General features: G+C 69.8%; 14 protein-coding genes. 11 read left to right on the forward strand and 3 right to left on the reverse strand.

Annotated features, from left to right (window positions below; genetic code table 11):
• Positions 1 to 162 precede the first annotated feature (162 nt).
• The 6 genes from atpA (at position 163) to CACI_RS06055 (ending at position 5,904) form a co-directional block, all read left to right on the forward strand.
• Positions 163 to 1,797, forward strand: a complete 1,635-nt coding sequence (atpA, locus tag CACI_RS06030; protein WP_012785435.1) for a F0F1 ATP synthase subunit alpha — start codon at positions 163 to 165, stop codon at positions 1,795 to 1,797.
• A gap of 55 nt (positions 1,798 to 1,852) precedes the next feature.
• On the forward strand, positions 1,853 to 2,767 hold the full coding sequence (locus CACI_RS06035) for a F0F1 ATP synthase subunit gamma (RefSeq protein WP_012785436.1): 915 nt from the start codon (positions 1,853 to 1,855) through the stop codon (positions 2,765 to 2,767).
• Between the two features lies 1 nt (position 2,768).
• Positions 2,769 to 4,208, forward strand: coding sequence for a F0F1 ATP synthase subunit beta (gene atpD, locus CACI_RS06040; RefSeq protein ID WP_012785437.1), 1,440 nt, complete (start codon positions 2,769 to 2,771; stop codon positions 4,206 to 4,208).
• Positions 4,205 to 4,657, forward strand: a complete 453-nt coding sequence (locus tag CACI_RS06045; RefSeq protein WP_012785438.1) for a F0F1 ATP synthase subunit epsilon — start codon at positions 4,205 to 4,207, stop codon at positions 4,655 to 4,657. The genes atpD and CACI_RS06045 overlap by 4 nt, the downstream gene beginning before the upstream one ends.
• Before the next feature lie 56 nt (positions 4,658 to 4,713).
• Positions 4,714 to 5,160: a DUF2550 domain-containing protein gene (locus CACI_RS06050; protein ID WP_012785439.1), complete on the forward strand. Its 447-nt coding sequence runs from the start codon at positions 4,714 to 4,716 to the stop codon at positions 5,158 to 5,160.
• A gap of 144 nt (positions 5,161 to 5,304) precedes the next feature.
• Positions 5,305 to 5,904 carry a cob(I)yrinic acid a,c-diamide adenosyltransferase gene (locus CACI_RS06055; RefSeq protein ID WP_012785440.1) on the forward strand — a complete coding sequence of 200 codons (600 nt, stop codon included), beginning with the start codon at positions 5,305 to 5,307 and terminating at the stop codon, positions 5,902 to 5,904.
• 60 nt (positions 5,905 to 5,964) lie between these two features.
• On the opposite strand, the gene CACI_RS52085 is transcribed toward CACI_RS06055, so the two are convergent.
• Complete coding sequence (locus CACI_RS52085; protein WP_012785441.1) at positions 5,965 to 7,401, reverse strand: RodZ family helix-turn-helix domain-containing protein; 1,437 nt, start codon at positions 7,399 to 7,401, stop codon at positions 5,965 to 5,967.
• 86 nt (positions 7,402 to 7,487) lie between these two features.
• Between CACI_RS52085 and murA the strand changes: the two genes are divergently transcribed.
• Both murA and CACI_RS06070 read left to right on the forward strand, forming a co-directional pair.
• Complete coding sequence (gene murA, locus CACI_RS06065; RefSeq protein WP_012785442.1) at positions 7,488 to 8,804, forward strand: UDP-N-acetylglucosamine 1-carboxyvinyltransferase; 1,317 nt, start codon at positions 7,488 to 7,490, stop codon at positions 8,802 to 8,804.
• Between the two features lie 118 nt (positions 8,805 to 8,922).
• Complete coding sequence (locus CACI_RS06070; protein ID WP_012785443.1) at positions 8,923 to 9,774, forward strand: 3-hydroxyacyl-CoA dehydrogenase family protein; 852 nt, start codon at positions 8,923 to 8,925, stop codon at positions 9,772 to 9,774.
• A gap of 1,177 nt (positions 9,775 to 10,951) precedes the next feature.
• Here the strand turns inward: CACI_RS06070 and CACI_RS06075 are convergent.
• Positions 10,952 to 12,358 (reverse strand): MFS transporter, encoded by a 1,407-nt coding sequence (locus CACI_RS06075; protein ID WP_012785444.1) that lies wholly within the window; start codon positions 12,356 to 12,358, stop codon positions 10,952 to 10,954.
• 281 nt (positions 12,359 to 12,639) lie between these two features.
• On the opposite strand from CACI_RS06075, the gene CACI_RS06080 reads away from it, so the two are divergent.
• A complete protein-coding gene (locus tag CACI_RS06080) occupies positions 12,640 to 14,595 on the forward strand; it encodes a protein meaA (protein ID WP_041540088.1) in 1,956 nt (651 codons plus the stop codon).
• 111 nt (positions 14,596 to 14,706) lie between these two features.
• Here CACI_RS06080 and CACI_RS06085 read toward each other — a convergent pair whose 3' ends face one another.
• Positions 14,707 to 15,033 carry a hypothetical protein gene (locus CACI_RS06085; RefSeq protein WP_012785446.1) on the reverse strand — a complete coding sequence of 109 codons (327 nt, stop codon included), beginning with the start codon at positions 15,031 to 15,033 and terminating at the stop codon, positions 14,707 to 14,709.
• Positions 15,034 to 15,254: 221 nt separating this feature from the next.
• Here CACI_RS06085 and CACI_RS06090 point away from each other — a divergent pair, with 221 nt between their 5' ends.
• Both CACI_RS06090 and nucS read left to right on the forward strand, forming a co-directional pair.
• Positions 15,255 to 15,719 (forward strand): hypothetical protein, encoded by a 465-nt coding sequence (locus tag CACI_RS06090; protein ID WP_012785447.1) that lies wholly within the window; start codon positions 15,255 to 15,257, stop codon positions 15,717 to 15,719.
• 14 nt (positions 15,720 to 15,733) lie between these two features.
• On the forward strand, positions 15,734 to 16,411 hold the full coding sequence (gene nucS / locus CACI_RS06095; RefSeq protein ID WP_012785448.1) for an endonuclease NucS: 678 nt from the start codon (positions 15,734 to 15,736) through the stop codon (positions 16,409 to 16,411).
• The last annotated feature ends 49 nt before the right edge of the window (positions 16,412 to 16,460 follow it).

Consider the following 16,460-nt stretch of genomic DNA (forward strand, 5'->3'; position numbering starts at 1 on the left):
AGGCTTAGCGTCGTACAAGAAGTGCACACTGTGCCCAATTGAAGATCTGACGAATTACCCACCAGAAACGACCTGCGGGTGGTGGCGGCGGGCGGTGTCCCTGGACGATCAGGGAGCCCGCTGCTGCCCGGCCCGGATGAATCTAGGAGAGCAGGAATACTCATGACGGAGCTCACGATCCGTCCGGAGGAGATCCGGGACGCGTTGGAGCGCTTTGTCGCTTCCTACGAGGCGCCCGAGGCGTCGAAGGACGAAGTCGGCACCGTGACCGAGATCGGTGACGGCATCGCCAAGGTCGAAGGTCTGCCCTCGGCGATGACCAACGAGCTGCTGAAGTTCGAGGACGGCACTCTGGGCATCGCCCTGAACCTGGACGTCCGGGAGATCGGCGTCGTGGTCCTGGGCGACTACGAAGGCATCGAAGAAGGCCAGCGGGTCGCGCGCACCGGAGAGATCCTGTCCACCCCGGTCGGCGACAGCTTCATGGGCCGCGTGGTGAACCCGCTCGGCGAGCCGATCGACGGCCTGGGCCCGATCGAGGCCGAGGGCACCCGCATCCTGGAGCTGCAGGCGCCGGGCGTCATGGCCCGGCAGTCGGTCAAGGAGCCGCTGCAGACCGGGATCAAGGCCATCGACTCGATGACCCCGATCGGCCGCGGCCAGCGCCAGCTGATCATCGGCGACCGGCAGACCGGCAAGACCGCGGTCGCCGTCGACACGATCATCAACCAGAAGCAGAACTGGGAGTCCGGCGACCCCAAGAAGCAGGTCCGCTGCATCTACGTCGCCATCGGCCAGAAGGGCTCCACCATCGCGGCCGTCAAGGGCGCGCTGGAGGAGGCCGGGGCGATGAAGTACACGACCATCGTCGCCGCTCCCGCCTCCGACGCGGCCGGCTTCAAGTACCTGGCGCCCTACACCGGCTCGGCCATCGGCCAGCACTGGATGTACGACGGCAAGCACGTCCTGATCGTCTTCGACGACCTGACCAAGCAGGCCGAGGCCTACCGCTCGATGTCGCTGCTGCTGCGCCGCCCGCCGGGGCGCGAGGCCTACCCCGGCGACGTCTTCTACCTGCACTCCCGTCTGCTGGAGCGCTGCGCGAAGCTGAACGACGAGATGGGCGGCGGCTCCATGACCGGTCTGCCGGTCATCGAGACCAAGGCCAACGACATCTCGGCGTTCATCCCGACCAACGTCATCTCCATCACCGACGGTCAGTGCTTCTTCGAGACCGACCTGTTCAACTCCGGCGTCCGCCCGGCGATCAACGTGGGTACCTCGGTCTCCCGCGTCGGCGGCTCGGCGCAGGTGAAGGCGATGCGCTCGGTCTCCGGCTCGCTGCGCGTGGACCTGGCGCAGTTCCGCGACCTGGAGGCGTTCGCCGCCTTCGCCTCGGACCTGGACGACGCCTCCAAGGCCCAGCTCGCCCGCGGCCAGCGCATGGTGGAGATCCTCAAGCAGGGCCAGTACGAGCCCTACCCGGTCGAGGAGCAGGTGGCCTCGATCTGGATCGGCACCTCGGGCTCGATCGACGACGTGCCGGTGGCCGACGTGCGCCGCTTCGAGAAGGAGTTCGTCTCCTACCTCAAGACCGACCACTCCGGCGTCCTGAACTCCATCCGCGAGACCGGCCAGCTCTCCGACGACACCGTCTCGGCGTTCAAGGACGCGGTCGCGCAGTTCAAGCGCGGCTTCGAGCTCGGCGACGGCACGCTGCTGGCCGACCAGGGCAAGGCCGAGGCGATGGACGAGGGCGACGTCGGCCAGGCCACGATCACCAAGCACAAGGCCTGATCGCCGGTGACTCAGACTCCAGTGCACGACGAGCAGCGGGAAGGGGTGAACTGACATGGGAGGCCAGCTCCGGGTCTACCGGCGCCGCATCGCCTCGGTGAAGGCGACCAAGCAGATCACCCGCGCCCAGGAACTGATCGCCACCGCACGCATCGTGAAGGCGCAGCAGAAGGTCGCCGCCTCCACGCCGTACGCGGAGGAGATCACACGCGCCGTCTCGGCGGTCGCCTCACGCTCCAACGCCTCGCACGCGCTGACCACCGAGCGCGAGCCGCAGGCCGGCGTCCGGCCCAAGGCCGCCGTGCTCGTGGTCACCAGTGACCGCGGGTTCTGCGGCGGGTACAACACCAACACCCTGAAGGAAGCCGAGCAGCTGATGCAGCTGCTGCGCGAGCAGGGCAAGGAGCCGGTCCGCTACGTGGTGGGCCGCAAGGGCGTGTCGTACAACTCCTTCCGCGAGCGGTCGATGGCCGGCTCGTGGGTCGGGTTCTCGGACAACCCCGCGTACACCGACGCGCGCACGGTCGCCGACGAGGTGATCGAGGCGTTCCTGGCCGAAGAGGGCGGGATGGACGAGATCCACCTGGTCTCGACCCGGTTCATCTCGATGCTCTCGCAGCAGCCGACCACGGTCCGGATCCTGCCGCTGCAGTACGAGGAGACCACCGAGACCCCGGCCGGCGGGGTGTTCCCGCTGTACGAGTTCGAGCCGTCCCCGGAGCGGGTGCTGGACGCGCTGCTGCCGCACTACGTGCGGGCGCGCATCTACAACGCCATGCTCCAGTCGGCCGCCTCCGAGCACGCGGCCCGGCGCCGCGCGATGAAGTCCGCGACCGACAACGCCTCGGACCTCATCGACAACCTCACCCGGCAGGCGAACGCGGCCCGTCAGGCCGAGATCACCCAGGAAATCAGCGAAATCGTGGGCGGCGCCAACGCGCTGGCCGACGCGAATGTGGGAAGTGACTGAAATGACTGTGACCACGGAGACCGCGACGAAGGCCGTCGGCCGCGTCGCGCGCATCATCGGCCCGGTCGTCGACGTGGAGTTCCCCGTCGACGGCATGCCGGACCTGCTGAACGCGCTCAAAATCGACTACCCGTTCCTCGGGGAGACCCGCACCCTGACCCTCGAGGTCGCCCAGCACATCGGCGACGGCATGGTCCGCGCCATCGCGCTGAACCCGACCGACGGTCTGGTCCGCGGCGCCGAGGTGGTCAACACCGGCGGCCCGATCAGCGTGCCGGTCGGCGACATCACCCTGGGCCGCGTGTTCAACGTGACCGGTGACGTGCTGAACCTCAAGGAGGGCGAGGAGTTCCACGCCGAGGAGCGCTGGGGCATCCACCGCAAGGCGCCCTCCTTTGACCAGCTCGACTCCAAGACCGAGATGTTCACCACCGGCATCAAGGTCGTCGACCTGCTGACGCCGTACGTGAACGGCGGCAAGATCGGCCTGTTCGGCGGCGCGGGCGTGGGCAAGACCGTGCTGATCCAGGAGCTGATCTACCGCGTCGCGGCGAACTTCGGCGGCGTGTCGGTGTTCGCCGGCGTCGGCGAGCGCACCCGTGAGGGCAACGACCTGATCGCGGAGATGACCGAGACCGACGTCATCAAGAAGACCGCGCTGGTCTACGGCCAGATGGACGAGCCGCCGGGCACCCGTCTGCGGGTCGCGCTGTCCGCGCTGACGATGGCGGAGTACTTCCGCGACGTGCAGAAGCAGGACGTGCTGCTGTTCATCGACAACATCTTCCGGTTCACCCAGGCCGGCTCGGAGGTGTCGACCCTGCTGGGCCGCATGCCCTCCGCGGTGGGGTACCAGCCGACGCTGGCCGACGAGATGGGTGTGCTGCAGGAGCGGATCACCTCGACCAAGGGCCACTCGATCACCTCGGTGCAGGCGATCTACGTCCCCGCGGACGACATCACCGACCCGGCGCCGCACACCACCTTCACCCACCTGGACGCCACGACGGTGCTCAGCCGTCCGATCACCCAGAAGGGCATCTACCCCGCGGTGGACCCGCTGGACTCCACCTCGCGCATCCTGGACCCGCGGTACATCTCCCGCGAGCACTACGAGTGCGCGACCCGGATCAAGGCGATCCTGCAGAAGTACAAGGACCTGCAGGACATCATCGCGATCCTCGGCATCGACGAGCTCTCCGAGGAAGACAAGGTCACCGTGCAGCGCGCGCGGCGCATCGAGCGCTTCCTGTCGCAGAACACCTTCGTGGCGAAGATCTTCACCGGCATCGACGGCTCGTTCGTCCCGCTGGACGAGACCATCGCGGCCTTCACCGCGATCGCCGACGGCAAGTACGACCACGTGCCGGAGCAGGCGTTCTTCATGTGCGGCGGCATCGAGGACCTGGAGAAGAAGGCCAAGGAGCTGGAGCGGGCATGAGCGAGTCGCACGCGGCGAGCCGCCGGTTGAACGTCTCGTTGGTGGCGGCCGACCGCAAAGTGTGGCAGGGGACGGCCGAGATGGTCATCGCCCGCACCACTGAGGGCGACACCGGCGTGCTGCCGGGCCACCAGCCCATCCTGTCCATCCTCGCGCCGTCCGTGGTGAGCGTCCGCGGCACCGAAGAGGGACTGCGGGAAGTGGTCGTCTCCGGCGGCTTCCTGTCGGTCGCCCGCGACGACGTGTCGATCCTGGCCGAGAGCATCCTGCTCCCGGAGGAGATCGACGTCGCGGGAGCCCGGGAGCTGGCGGCCCAGGCCCGCGCGGCCGAGGACGCGGCTGGCGAGGACAGTGCGGCCCGCGAGCAGGCGCAGGCGGACCTCCGCTTCGCCGAGGCGCAGCTGCGGGTGTCCGGTGACGCGTCCGTGGGCGCGGGCACGGCGCACTGAGGGCCCTGAGGTACACGTAGATGCGGCCGGGACTCGACGGTGAGGAGCTTTCGTAAATGCTCAGCGCTGTCGAGATCCTGGCCGTCTGCTTTGTGATCCTGTGTTTGTCCGTGGCTTTCATCCCGATGCGCCGCCATCTGATCCGCCGCGGCGGCGGAGCCTTCGACTGCGCGGTCCGCTTCGGTCCGCTGCCGGTCCTCGGCGACGCCTCGGGCTGGTCCTTCGCCGTCGGCCGCTACCGCGACCTCACGGTGGACCTCTACCGGGTGTTCAGCTACTCCCCGCGCCCCCGCACGAGCCTGGCTCGGCGGGGGTTCGACGTCGTGGCCCGCCGCGACGCCGCCGGGGAGGAGGGCCGCACCCTGCTGCCCGGCTGGGCGGTGCTGGAGTGTTCGGCGGCTGGGCGCGTGGTGGAACTGGCGATGTCGACGGAGTCGATGATGGCGTTCCTGACATGGGTCGAGGCGGCGCCGCCGGGATGGAACATCTCGCGGGTGAGCTGAGCCGCGCCCCGGCTTCCTCGGAACGGCTTCCTCCGACCGCCTTTCCGGCGCCTTCCCGGACCGGCTTCCCCGCCCGGTGAGACCCGCCACAATCGCCCCACCGGTGTCATGCACCGGGTACGGCCACCGGCTAGCGTGGTGCCCATGGTGAACCTGACCCGCATCTACACCCGCACCGGCGACGACGGCACGACCGCCCTCGGCGACCTGAGCCGGGTCCGCAAGACCGACGCGCGCCTGGCGGCGTACGCCGACGTCGACGAGGCCAACGCGGCGATCGGCCTGGCCGTGGCGTTCGCGACCAACGACCTCGGCATGCTGCACGACGGGATCAGGGCCCTGCTGCTGCGGGTGCAGAACGAGCTCTTCGACCTCGGCGCCGACCTGAGCACGCCGCCGGCGGAGAACCCCGAGTTCCCGCCGCTGCGCATCGAGCCGGAGTACGTCGAGCGCCTGGAGGCGGCGTGCGACGAGTGGAACGAGACCCTGGCGAAGCTGCGCTCGTTCATCCTCAACGGCGGCACGGTGGTCGCCGCACAGCTGCACGTGGCGCGCACCGTGGTGCGGCGCGCGGAGCGGAGCGCCTGGGCGGCGGTGGAGGAGTACGGGGACGGGGTGAATCCGTTGGCGGTGAAGTACTTGAACCGGCTGTCGGACTTGTTGTTCATCCTGGCGCGGGTGGCGAACACCGACTCGCACGGCGGGGACGGGGATGTGCTATGGGTGCCGGGCGGGGAGCGGTAGGGGATCTTCTACGTACCTGATAGAGCTTGTCAGCAGCCTTCAGAGGCCGCCTGACAGCCGTCAGAACGTACTCGCGAGCCCGGTGGCACCGCTGGTATCGGTGGGTTGCCCTGAGGGCGCTGTGGCGGCGCCGACGCTCTCACTCGGACTCGGCGGCGTCACCGAGGGCGCGCCTGTCGGTGTGAGGCGCGGCGGCTGCGTCTGCGTCGGCGGACCGGTGCTCGGCTCTGCGCTGGGTCCGGTGCTGGGTTCTGAACTGGCTTCTGTGCCCGAGTCCTGAGTCGGGCGAGCGGCGCCGGAGCGCAGAGGCACTGTCACCCACCCGTTGCCGGCGCTGTTCCACAGACTCATCATCCCGCTCAGCACGAAGTCCGCGGCGCTCCACGCCTTCGGCGGCGTCAGCGCCACGTTCTTGGCGTCGCGCACCTGGATGGTGTCGGCGTAGTGCCCCTTCACCAGTTCTTTCGTGCGCGGGAAGACCGCCACGCCGCCGTCCGTCTTCTGCGGGACCAGGTCGCCGCCGGTCTTGGCGTACAGCACCGTCTCGGTCTGCGGCGTGCCGAGCACCACCAGGCGGTCGCTCTGCGGCAGGTACACCGACAGCTCGGCGATCTGCTGCACGTCGTCGATGTCGTCGGCCGAGCCGGGGCGCGGGTGGGCGAAGGTCACCGGGCTCGAGTACACCGACATGCTCGAGGCCTTGCCGGTCTGCGTGTAGTCGCCGACCAGGAGTTCGGCCTGCGAGGGCGTGCCGTCCGGTCCGTTCGTCCAGCCCTGCATCACGTACAGCCAGGTCTTGTGCGCCGCCTTCTGCGGCGCCTGCGCCTGCGCTTGCGGCATCGGCGTCGCTTTGGGCGCGCGCTTGACCGACGGCACCGTCGTGTCCGCGTCCACCTGCGCCCACAGGGTCGTGACGGTCGCGGTGGCCGAGGTGGCCGAGGAGCCGGCGTGGTCCAGCAAGTACGACTTCGCGACGTCCACCGCCTGCGCGGGGACCGTCGTGCCGCGGCTCGGCCAGTTCAGGGCGTTGTCCGGCTGGGTGGGCATCGCCACCGCCACGCCGCTCTGCGCCGCCGCCGTCACCGGGTACGCGCTCGTCAGGTCCACGATCGCGGACGGCGGCGGGGCGGCCGAGGCGTCCCCGCCGCGCACGCCGAGTTCCGAGGCGACCGACGGTCCGAGGATCGCCGCCACCACCAGTGCCGCGGTCGCCGTGACGGCGCGGATCGCGCGGTTCCGCCGCCGGATCCGCGTGGCCCGCGCCATGACCTTCGGGAAGAGGTCGGGCTGCGGGACGGAGGTGTAGTGGTCGGCGATGATGTTCAGGGCGCGGCGCAGCTCCGGCAGTGCGTACGGCTCCTCTTCGGAGGCCGCCGATGACTTCGAAGCCGCCGCCGGCGTCGTCTCCGAGGTCCCCCGCGACCCCTCCTCGGGGATCGCCGAGGCACCGTCCGTCGGCTGATCACGGTCAGGCCGCGCGTTGTCCCAGGTGTCCATGGCGACTACGAAGACGCGAATCGAAAGCCCCAGGTTGCCTGCCGGTCACCCGGACGCGGTACGGGAGTGTGCCAGGATGGCCGGTCGTGGAGCGTTTCAGAGTTGCCGGAGGTGCCCGCCTCGCGGGCGAGATCGCAGTGTGCGGCGCGAAGAACAGCGCGCTGAAGCTGATGGCCGTCGCCCTGCTGGCCGAGGGCCGGACCGAGCTGCGGGGTGTCCCGCGCATCCTGGACGTCGAGCTGATGGCCGAGCTGCTGCGGCGCCTCGGCTGCGGCGTGCGGCTGGACTGGGAGCCGGGACCGGAGCGGGAGGACGGGCCGCAGAAGGGGTCGGCGATCGTCATCGACGTGCCCGCCGATCCCGGCACCGAGGCCGACTACGACCTGGTGCGCCGGCTGCGCGCCTCGATCTGCGTGCTGGGCCCGCTGCTGGCGCGGCAGGGCGAGGCCAAGGTGTCCTACCCCGGCGGCGACGCCATCGGCTCGCGCGGGCTGGACATGCACATCGACGGGCTGCAGCGGCTCGGCGCCGACATCTCCCAGGAGCACGGGTTCCTGGTCGCCTCCGCGCCCAAGGGCCTGACCGGCGCGAGCATCCTGCTGGACTTCCCGAGCGTCGGGGCGACCGAGAACATCCTGATGGCCGCCGTCCTGGCCCGCGGGACCACGGTCATCGACAACGCCGCGCGCGAGCCGGAGATCGTCGACATCTGCGCCCTGCTGGCCTCGATGGGCGCCAAGATCGACGGCTCGGGCACCTCCACGCTGGTCATCGAGGGCGTGGACACCCTGTCCCCGGCGCCCTCGCCGCACCTCGTGGTCGCCGACCGCATCGTGGCCGGCATGTTCGCGGTCGCGGCCACCATGACCCGCGGCGACGTGCGCGTGGCCGGCGGCAACGCGGCGCACCTGGAGATCGCCCTGGACAAGCTGACGCAGGCCGGCGCGACGGTCGTGCCCGACGAGACCGGCTTCCGGGTGTCGATGGACCGCCGCCCCCGGGCCGTGGACATCGTCACGCTGCCCTACCCGGGCTTCGCCACCGACCTGCAGCCGCTGTTCGCCGCGATGAACTCGATCGCCGAGGGCACCTCGATGGTCACCGAGAACCTGTTCGACGCGCGCTTCGTGTTCCTGCAGGAGCTCGCGCGCCTCGGCGCCTCGGTGCGCACCGAGGGGCACCACGCGATCGTGCGCGGCGTCGAGCGGCTGTCTGGGGCGCCGGTGCGCGCCACCGACATCCGCGCCGGCGCCGGGCTGGTGCTGGCCGGTCTGGTCGCCGACGGGCACACCACGGTCTCCGACGTGCGCCACATCGACCGCGGGTATCAGGGCCTGGTCACCCAGCTGCGCTCGCTCGGCGCGCAGATCGAGCGGGAGCCGGACCCCGACCCCTATCCGTAGACCGCGCAGACGTCCCGTGACGAGCGTTACGCCGCCGTCCGCGCCGGGCGCGGCCATGCCCGCGTTATCTTTTTGGACGTCCTAGCAAATCACCCCTTGTGAAGCATGAGGTAGCGCAGTGTCGAAGAAGCTGGCCGTCATCGGCGCCGGTCTGATGGGCTCGGGGATCGCGCAGGTGGCCGCGGCCGCCGGCTACGAGGTGGCCCTCCGCGACGTGACCGACGCGGCCCTCAAGCGCGGCGCCGACGGCATCCGCGCCTCGCTGGAGAAGTTCGCTTCCAAGGGCCGCTACACCGCCGAGGAAGTCGAGGCCGCGACGGCCCGCGTCAGCACGACCACGGACCTCGCCGAGGCGGTCGCCGACGCCGACGTGATCGTCGAGGCGGTCTTCGAGAACGCCGAGGTCAAGCAGGACATCTTCCGCGAGCTCGACAAGCTCGCCAAGCCCGGCGCGGTCCTGGCGACCAACACCTCGGCGATCCCCATCACCCAGATCGCCGCGGTCACCTCCCGCCCCCAGGACGTCATCGGCACCCACTTCTTCTCCCCGGTCCCGATGATGCAGCTGTGCGAACTCGTCCGCGGCTACAAGACCTCCGACGAAACCCTCGCCAAGGCCCGCGCCTTCGCCGAGGAGACCGGCAAGACCTGCATCGTGGTCAACCGCGACGTCGCCGGCTTCGTCACCACCCGCCTGATCACCGCCCTCGTGGTCGAAGCCGTGAAGCTCTACGAATCCGGCGTCGCCACCGCCGAGGACATCGACCTGGCCTGCAAGCTCGGCTTCGGCCACACCATGGGCCCGCTCGCCACCGCCGACCTCACCGGCGTGGACATCCTCCGCGACGCCACCCGCAACATCTACACCGAGACCCAGGACGAGAAGTTCAGCCCCCCGGAGCTGATGAACCGCATGGTGACGGCCGGGGATCTGGGGCGGAAGTCGGGGAAGGGTTTCTACAGCTACTGAGCCGGTCTGGGTGTCGGTGCGGTTAGTTTGTGTGTTTTTATAAGCTTTTTACGTCTTCGAGCATGGTTTGATGGCCTCGCAGGGGGCGCAGTTCGGTGGTGCGTGGCCGGGTCGCGTCGGCGGCCGGCGGTGGAGGCTGTTCACGACCACGCGCCGGTCCGAGTCACTGCGCACACGTTGGTCTGGCGGGTCGCGGCCGCGTTTGAGGGGCACCGAAAGTCAAGGTCAAGGGCAGGGCCTCCGGCGGCGCCTTCGCGGCGAGCGGCCTCGCTCCGGGGAGGGGACGGTCGCGTTGTCTGCTGGCGGTCGTTGCTTGTGGTCGCCTTGTCCCGGATTCCCCGTCGCGTCGTCGCCGTAAACGGAATCATTTCGGCCTGGCGGAGTAAGGTCGGATCGCTTTTGCTGTGGTGGAGAAACGCTCGACTTGACACCGCCAGTCCGAAAAGATTGGCAGAGCCCGCCGACGCGACGGGGAATGCGGGACAACCCAGGTATGGTGTGGAGGATCCACCGACGTGGGCGGCAGGCTGCTGTTTCACCTACTCGCTGACATCTTTGGGAAAGGCAGTTTCGCCTTTTCCTGGCATCGCGCCGGGACTGGCAGCCTGCAAGTGGTGAGCGTTCTGCGATAGGCGGGGACCTCCTCCCCACAAGGGTGTTGTCCCGGATCCCTCGTCGCTGTCGGCGGGCTTTGCCAATCATTGCGGACTGGCGGTGTCAAGTCGCACGAAACGGCACCACAGCAATTGCGATCCGACTTTACTCCGCCAGGCCGCAATGATTCCGTCTACGGCGACGACAGCGGCGAGGGATCCGGGACAAAGGCGACCAACATTCAGACCGCCGCCGAGCCACCTAACCCGGCCCGACCCCCCGTTGCAGAGCGCCCCCGCCGGAGGCGCCTGCCCTTGACGTTGACTTCAGGTGCCCACCAAACGCGGCAGACACCCGCCACCCCCAACGCATGCGCAGTGACTCGGACCGGCGCGTGGTCGTGTCCCTCCACCACCGCCGGCCGCCAGCGCACCCTAGCCACCCACTACCGAACTGCGCCCCCTGCGAGGCCATCAAACCATGCTCGAAGACGTAAAAAGCTTATAAAACCCACAAACCAACCGCACCAGCCGCACCCTAAAACGCCCACCCACCAGCCGCCGCGGTGCGAACCACGAGCGCGTCAGGCCACTGCGGCAGGCGCGCCGCTGCCCGCCGGAGCCGTGCTCTCGCCGGTCGCCCGGCGGTCCAGGCGGTCCAGGCGGTCCAGGCGGTCCAAACGTCGCAGGCTCGCTCTGCGCTGCACGACGCCGAGGCCCGTCACGACCGTGCCGAGGCCGAGCCAGCCGATCGGTCCGGCGGCCAGGACGCCGCTGGTCAGGGCCACCGGGCCCGCGGAGCGTTCGATCGCCTGCGCCATGCCGGCCACGCCCAGGTACGAAGCCTGTGCGTCGGCCGGTGCCAGGGACACCGCGAGTTCCCAGGACACCAGTGAGCGCACCAGTTCCGCGCCTGTCACCACCGCTGCCGCGAGCAGCAGGGTCACCGTCGCGACGGCCGCGCCGGTGTGGCCCGATCCCGCGATGAGTGCGCAGCCGGCGAGCAGTGCCACGCCGTACCAGCACGCCGCGCGTGCTGCCGGTCGCGCGCCGACCACGCGGGCCGAGACCGGCATCTGTAGGAAGACGCACATCAGGGTGTTGATCACCATGACGGCCGGGATCACCGCGTGCGGGGCGTCGGTGCGGGTCACGGCCCACAGCGGGATGCCGACGGTCAGGATCGCGTCGTCCAGGTTCAGGAAGATGTCGAGCAGCACAAAGCGCAGGTAGCCCGCGTCTCGCCAGGGATTGCGGCCGCGCGCGGTGGCTGTCTTGGGGGAAGCCTCGCTCGCCCGCATCGGCGCCCGCCGACTCGTCCGGAGCACCATCGCCGCCACCGCCAGGTACGACAGCCCGTTCGCGACGACCACCACCTCGTACACCCGGCTCGTCCCCACGGCGACCGCGATCGCCGCGAGTCCGGCGCCGAGGGCGTAGGCGGCGTTCATCACCACCCGCGACAAGGCGCGGTACGTCGCGCGCTGCTCCCCGGCGGCCTGGCCGGCGAAGACGATCTCCATCGTCTTCGACCCGCGGTCGCACAGCGTCGTCGCGGTCGTGGCCGCCAGCAGCGGCACGAAGCCGTGGCACAGCGGGACCGCGCACAGTGTCAGCACCCTCATCAGGTGGCACGCCACCAGGATCGAGCGCACCGGACGGCGCTCGGCCAGCGCGCCGGCGATCGGCGGGCCGGCGATGCCGACCAGACCGGCGACGCCGAGCAGCGCGCCGATCTGGCGGGCGCTCAGGTGCTCCACGACGGTGAAGTACAGGACCAGCGAGGAGGCCCAGACGCCGTTGCCGACGCGGTCCAGGAACAGCGCGGCGAGCATGCGGCGGGCGTCGTGTCCGCCAGGCGGGTGACGCAGCTGCGCCAGGGTTCCGGGGCGCTTCGGAGCGTCGGCGGCGGCCGGGGCGGTCCCGGTCCGGCGCCCCGTGCCGCCGGTCCCGATGCCACCGTCCGCCGATTGGCTCCTCCGCAGCCCCATGTCCCACCCCTAGCGTCAGCCCTGCAGGTCCTCCTGGAGTGTGACGGAGAATGTCGCTCGATGTCAAGAAGCTTGATATCGAGATATAAGTGTCCCCGCGCCGAGCCGACCGGTGTGCGCAAGCTCACCGGTGACACCCCTGTTACCCGTCAGTAGGCTCCGGACCAAGGCGCCGACCCGACCCTGCCGGGCGGCGACACCATCCACTGGGAGCCTTCGTGACCGAGCGCGATAGATTTTCCGGGAGTGACAGATCTTCCGAGCGTGACCGCCCCTGGGTGATGCGGACCTACGCCGGCCACTCCACCCCGGCGGAGTCCAACGCCCTGTATCGCAGGAACCTGGCCAAGGGCCAGACCGGCCTGTCGGTGGCCTTCGACCTGCCCACGCAGACCGGCTACGACCCCGACTCCATCCTGGCGCGCGGCGAGGTCGGCAAGGTCGGCGTCCCGGTCTCGCACCTGGGCGACATGCGGGCGCTGTTCGACGGCATCCCGCTGGAGCGGATGAACACCTCGATGACCATCAACGCCCCGGCCATGTGGCTGCTGGCGCTGTACCAGGTCGCCGCCGAGGAGCAGGGTGCTGATATCGCCGCGCTGTCGGGCACCACGCAGAACGACATCGTCAAGGAGTACCTCTCGCGCGGGACCTACGTCTTCCCGCCCGGACCGTCGCTGCGGCTGATCACCGACACCATCGCCTACACCGTGGCGAACATGCCCAAGTGGAACCCGATCAACATCTGCTCCTACCACCTGCAGGAGGCCGGCGCGCAGCCGGTGCAGGAGGTCGCTTACGCGCTGTCCACGGCGATCGCCGTGCTGGACGGCGTGCGCGATTCCGGACAGGTCGCGCCGGAGGACTTCGGCCAGGTGGTCGGGCGCATCTCCTTCTTCGTCAACGCCGGCGTGCGCTTCGTCGAGGAGATGTGCAAGCTCCGAGCCTTCGCAGAGCTCTGGGATCGCATCACGCGCGAGCGCTACGGCGTCACCGACGACAAGCTGCGCCGCTTCCGCTACGGCGTCCAGGTCAACTCCCTCGGGCTGACCGAGGCGCAGCCGGAGAACAACGTCCAGCGCATCCTGCTGGAGATGCTGGCGGTGACGCTGTCCAAGGACGCGCGGGCGCGCGCCGTGCAGCTGCCGGCCTGGAACGAGGCGCTCGGCCTGCCGCGGCCGTGGGACCAGCAGTGGTCGCTGCGCATGCAGCAGGTGCTGGCCTACGAATCGGACCTGCTGGAGTACCCCGACCTGTTCGCCGGCTCGAAGGTGGTCGAGGCCAAGACCGAGGAGATCGCCGAGGCGGCGTGGGCCGAGATCGGGCGCATCCAGGACCTCGGCGGCGTCGTGGCGGCCGTGGAATCGGGCTATCTGAAGGCGCAGCTGGTCGGCGCGCACGCCGAGCGGCGCGCGAAGATCGAGTCCGGCGAGATCACGGTCGTGGGCGTCAACAAGTTCACCGAGACCGAGCCGAACCCGCTGACCGCCGACCTGGACGCGGCGATCCAGACCGTGGATCCGGCGGTGGAGCAGCACGCGGTGGCGGCGCTGAAGGAGTGGAAGGACCAGCGGGACGGCGCGGAGGTCGAGGCCGCACTGGACCGGCTGCGTCAGGAGGCTGCGACCGACGCCAACCTGATGGACGCCACGCTCGCCTGCGTGCGCGCCGGCGTCACCACGGGGGAGTGGACCGGCGTCCTGCGCGAGGTCTTCGGCGAATTCCGGGCGCCCACCGGCGTTTCCGGCTCTGTCGGGACCGCCATCCCCTCGGAGGAGCTGGTGGTCCTGCGCCGCGAGGTGGATCAGGCCTCTGCGGAACTCGGCCGCCGGCTGCGGCTGCTGGTCGGCAAGCCCGGCCTGGACGGCCACTCCAACGGCGCCGAGCAGATCGCCGTGCGGGCCCGCGACGCCGGCTTCGAGGTGGTCTATCAGGGCATCCGGCTGACACCGGCGCAGATCGCGGCGGCCGCGGTGGCCGAGGACGTGCACTGCGTCGGGCTGTCAGTGCTGTCCGGTTCGCACCTGCAGCTGGTGCCCGAGGTGCTGGCCGAGCTGCGGGCGGCCGGAGCCGGCTCGGTACCGGTGGTCGTCGGCGGCATCATCCCCGACGCGGACGCGCGCACATTGCGCCAGGCCGGCGTCGCCGCGGTGTTCACGCCGAAGGATTTCGGGATCACGCAGATCCTGCACACCATCGTCGAACAGATCCGGCGTGCCGGATCCGTCGCCGTCTGAGCGGACTCCCTCACCGCTTGGACGCGAATCGGCGCCCTTCCCAGGGATATCCCCTAGGGAAGGGCGCCGATTTGTTTTGAACGCTTATTCGAGCTCGAATTCACTGGAGAATCAAGCGCCGGCGTTCGCAGCCGCGTCCTTCTCGGCGGCGGCCTCGGGGTGGTGCTCGCCGGCGAATTCGCGGCCCAGCACCTCGTGCGTGATCCGCAGGTGGTCGATGCCGGTCTCGCCGTGCTCGGCGGCGTGGCCGTCGAGGGCGTCCAGGATGCGCGCCACGGGCTCGTGGTGGCCTTCCAGGCGCTGCTCGGCGTAGTAGGCGATGCCCAGCTTCATGAACAGCTTCGCGCCGTGCCGGTGGGCGCTCCACTCCTCGAGCTGCTCGACGGTGCCCTCGAAGCTCTTCTCGGTGATCTCGAGGCACTTGGCTATGAAACTCATCGGTCTGCGACTCCTCGCTCGAAACGGCGCCCATCGACACAATCGACGAGGCGGATGCGTGCTCCCCTACACGCCCCTGCCGTGACGGACAGAGTGCGGGTTAGCAGCGTGTCGAGCTGAATGATAGCGGCATCAGCCAGAACGGCTTACGGCGATGTGCGTATGCGGGACTAGTACTGCGATAGGGGAAACACTGTGCTGCGTCGTGGGAGCATCGGGTAATGGACGAGTCACCCTCAGCACGCGCGCGGAACCTCATCGCCGGGCATTCCGCGCGGTCGGCGGCGGCGCGCGCGGCCGCGCTGCGGTTGTTCGTGGCCGAGGACGGCGACGCGCCTGCGCTGACCCCGTTCCTGCTGTCGGTGGCCGCCGACGCCGCCGAGGCGGACCTGGTCCGCGTCGAGGCGATCCGGGTGCTGCCGATCGCCTACGTGCCGACGGGTTCGGCCGCCGCGGTCGTTCGCGCGGCTCTGATACGCCTGGCCGCCGAGGACGCCGGCTTCGACGTCCGCGACGCCGCCGGCTGCACCGTCTTCGATCTGCCCGGCGCCGAGGACGACATTCCGCGGATGCGCGAGGTGATCGCCGCTGAGCAGGAGGAACTGGTCCGCGCGAACCTCGAGGCGGCATTGCACATCTTTCTGGACCGCAGGAGTCGCAGCGCCGTTGAGCATCGCCCGCGTTGATAGGCTCCGATCCCATGCGCATCGTCATCGCCCACTGCACCGTCGACTACGCCGGCCGTCTTTCCTCGCACCTTCCGGAGGCCAAGCGGCTGCTGATGGTGAAGGCCGACGGCAGCGTCTCGATCCACGCCGACGACCGCGCGTACAAGCCGCTCAACTGGATGTCGCCGCCCTGCGTCCTCAAGGAGACCGCCGGCGACGAGGACGGCGGCCTGGTCTGGACGATCACCAACAAGGTCGGCGAGCGCCTGGTGATCACCCTGCGCGACGTCGAACTGGACTCCAGCCACGAGCTCGGCATCGACCCCGGCTTGCAGAAGGACGGCGTCGAGGCGCACCTGCAGGAACTCCTCGCCGAGCAGATCGAGCACCTGGGCAACGGCTGGACCCTGGTCCGCCGCGAGTACCCGACCGCCATCGGCCCGGTGGACATCATGGCCCGCGACTCCGACGGCGCCCACGTCGCCGTGGAGATCAAGCGCCGAGGCGAGATCGACGGCGTGGAGCAGCTGACCCGCTACCTGGAACTGCTCAACCGCGACCCCCTGCTGGCACCGGTGCGCGGCGTGTTCGCGGCACAGGAGATCAAGCCGCAGGCGCGGACACTGGCCGCCGACCGCGGCATCGAGTGCGCGGTGCTGGACTACGAGGTGCTGCGCGGGATGGACGACCCGAGTTCGCGGTTGTTCTGAGGGCTCTGCGATACCGGTGAAGCCCGGCGGCGCGGTGGCGCGCCGCCGG

The organism is Catenulispora acidiphila DSM 44928 (assembly GCF_000024025.1).
GTDB classification, from domain to species: domain Bacteria; phylum Actinomycetota; class Actinomycetes; order Streptomycetales; family Catenulisporaceae; genus Catenulispora; species Catenulispora acidiphila.